The sequence below is a fragment of the Bacillus cereus group sp. MG16 genome (assembly GCF_040459875.1).
Taxonomy (GTDB): domain Bacteria; phylum Bacillota; class Bacilli; order Bacillales; family Bacillaceae_G; genus Bacillus_A; species Bacillus_A paranthracis.
The window spans coordinates 5,010,001-5,012,500 of record NZ_JARVHE010000001.1; the positions used below are offsets into that span (position 1 = coordinate 5,010,001).

The following is a 2,500-nucleotide window of genomic DNA, read 5'->3' on the forward strand; positions in this document are numbered from 1 at the left end:
GAAAATAGCAAACAAATTCCACCAGCGAAGAAAAGGCGAATAAATAACAAAGTAAATGGCTGAATAGATTCTAACGCCCACTTTGTTGGCGCAATGGCTGTCCCCCATAATATAACAGCCACTAATAACATGCATATTTCTTTCATAATCCCCCACACCCATCAATAATATATATTAATTACCTTAATTATAGATTTTTTGATGAATAAAATCCTTTAAAAGTGAAAAGACATTGTATAAATTGAAACTTTAATCAGTGGGGGTTTACTTCAGCGCATGTCACATAGCTCAAAAGCGTTGCGAAATGTTGGCTTGTACACGATGAAACAAAGTTACTTAAACAATAACAGGATGGCTACTGTAAAAGAAGGAGATACTGCCATGCAAGCCAATACGAATGATTGGGGCGTTCAATCAAATTCTATTCAAGCGATTCGCAGAGCCTTATATGCAGAAGTGAAGAGCTTTTTTAAAGCGTTGGAACAATGGAAGAAAAATCCTGAGTAGTTCACAGGGCATCCGAAGTTTCCAAATTATTCTCGTTCCACTGACAAACGAATCATTGAAATCTATCAAGTCCCTAAAGTGGATAATAACGGGTATTGGATGGTTCCGATGAATGTGGCATTCAGAAAAAATTGGGTTCCATTAAAATACGTATGCCGATAAATTTAAGACATAAAAAAATCTTCTACATTGAGATTGTACCGAAGCAAAAAAGTCGGTTCTTGAGGTGCATTATACATATGAAATGCATGTTTCTCAAATGAAGAAACCATCCACGACTACGAGTAACGCTTTGAATTGCGATTTAGGTGTAGATAGATTAGTAAGTTGCGTGACAAATCGTAGGGTAGCATGAATACTAGAGCGTCAAACTGTCTAGCGATAGACGAAAAGACCTAGCGCTCGAGCTCAAGCCCCCACTGAAAGGCTTTGTCTCACTGGGGGTAGTTGACTTTAAAACGTCTCTATTTCATCCTTTTCTCTCATTAAGATTACTAAATTTACGGATTATGACATTTGATATATAAAAATAAACACAAAAAAACCTAAGTCGAAACGACTTAGGTTTTTGCTTGGCGACGTCCTACTCTCACAGGGACAAGGTCCCAACTACCATCGGCGCTAGAGAGCTTAACTTCCGTGTTCGGTATGGGAACGGGTGTGACCTCTCTGCCATCATCACCAAACTATTGAAGGCATATTCCTTCAAAACTAGATAACATTGCTACATATTATATGGTTAAGTCCTCGATCTATTAGTATTCGTCAGCTCCACATGTCACCATGCTTCCACCTCGAACCTATCAACCTGATCATCTTTCAGGGATCTTACTAGCTTACGCTATGGGAAATCTCATCTTGAGGGGGGCTTCATGCTTAGATGCTTTCAGCACTTATCCCTTCCGCACATAGCTACCCAGCTATGCCCTTGGCAGAACAACTGGTACACCAGCGGTGCGTCCATCCCGGTCCTCTCGTACTAAGGACAGCTCCTCTCAAATTTCCTACGCCCACGACGGATAGGGACCGAACTGTCTCACGACGTTCTGAACCCAGCTCGCGTACCGCTTTAATGGGCGAACAGCCCAACCCTTGGGACCGACTACAGCCCCAGGATGCGATGAGCCGACATCGAGGTGCCAAACCTCCCCGTCGATGTGGACTCTTGGGGGAGATAAGCCTGTTATCCCCGGGGTAGCTTTTATCCGTTGAGCGATGGCCCTTCCATGCGGAACCACCGGATCACTAAGCCCGACTTTCGTCCCTGCTCGACTTGTAGGTCTCGCAGTCAAGCTCCCTTATGCCTTTGCACTCTACGAATGATTTCCAACCATTCTGAGGGAACCTTTGGGCGCCTCCGTTACACTTTAGGAGGCGACCGCCCCAGTCAAACTGCCCACCTGACACTGTCTCCCGGGTCGATAAGACCCGTAGGTTAGAATTTCAATACAGTCAGGGCGGTATCCCACCAGCGCCTCCACCGAAGCTAGCGCTCCGGTTTCAAAGGCTCCCGCCTATCCTGTACAAACTGTACCAAAATTCAATATCAGGCTACAGTAAAGCTCCACGGGGTCTTTCCGTCCTGTCGCGGGTAACCTGCATCTTCACAGGTACTATAATTTCACCGAGTCTCTGGTTGAGACAGTGCCCAAATCGTTACACCTTTCGTGCGGGTCGGAACTTACCCGACAAGGAATTTCGCTACCTTAGGACCGTTATAGTTACGGCCGCCGTTTACTGGGGCTTCAGTTCAGAGCTTCGCTTACGCTAACCCCTCTCCTTAACCTTCCAGCACCGGGCAGGTGTCACCCCCTATACTTCGCCTTACGGCTTCGCAGAGAGCTGTGTTTTTGCTAAACAGTCGCTTGGGCCTATTCACTGCGGCTTTCCGTTAAGAAAGCACCCCTTCTCCCGAAGTTACGGGGTCATTTTGCCGAGTTCCTTAACCAGAGTTCTCTCGCACACCTTAGGATTCTCTCCTCGCCTACCTGTG

Annotated in this window: 1 protein-coding gene, 2 rRNA genes and 1 pseudogene (2 of these 4 running past the window's edge); 1 reads left to right on the top strand and 3 read right to left on the bottom strand. The window is 45.8% G+C overall.

Annotated features, from left to right (window positions below; genetic code table 11):
* On the bottom strand, window positions 1-158 hold the start of the coding sequence (locus tag QCI73_RS25925; RefSeq protein WP_175613785.1) for a DMT family transporter. The gene continues 775 nt to the left of window position 1, outside the view; the window shows 158 of its 933 coding nt (coding positions 1-158); it begins with the start codon at window positions 156-158; its stop codon lies beyond the left edge, outside the window.
* Window positions 159-264: 106 nt separating this feature from the next.
* On the opposite strand from QCI73_RS25925, the pseudogene QCI73_RS25930 reads away from it, so the two are divergent.
* Window positions 265-847 (top strand): annotated as a pseudogene (locus QCI73_RS25930) (nuclease/transposase family protein); the annotation flags it as partial.
* A 230-nt stretch (window positions 848-1,077) separates the two neighbouring features.
* On the opposite strand, the gene rrf reads toward QCI73_RS25930, so the two are convergent.
* Together rrf and QCI73_RS25940 are read right to left on the bottom strand one after the other, a co-directional pair.
* A 5S ribosomal RNA gene (rrf, locus tag QCI73_RS25935) occupies window positions 1,078-1,193 on the bottom strand.
* 49 nt (window positions 1,194-1,242) lie between these two features.
* Window positions 1,243-2,500 (bottom strand): 23S ribosomal RNA (locus QCI73_RS25940) (it continues 1,665 nt past the right edge of the window).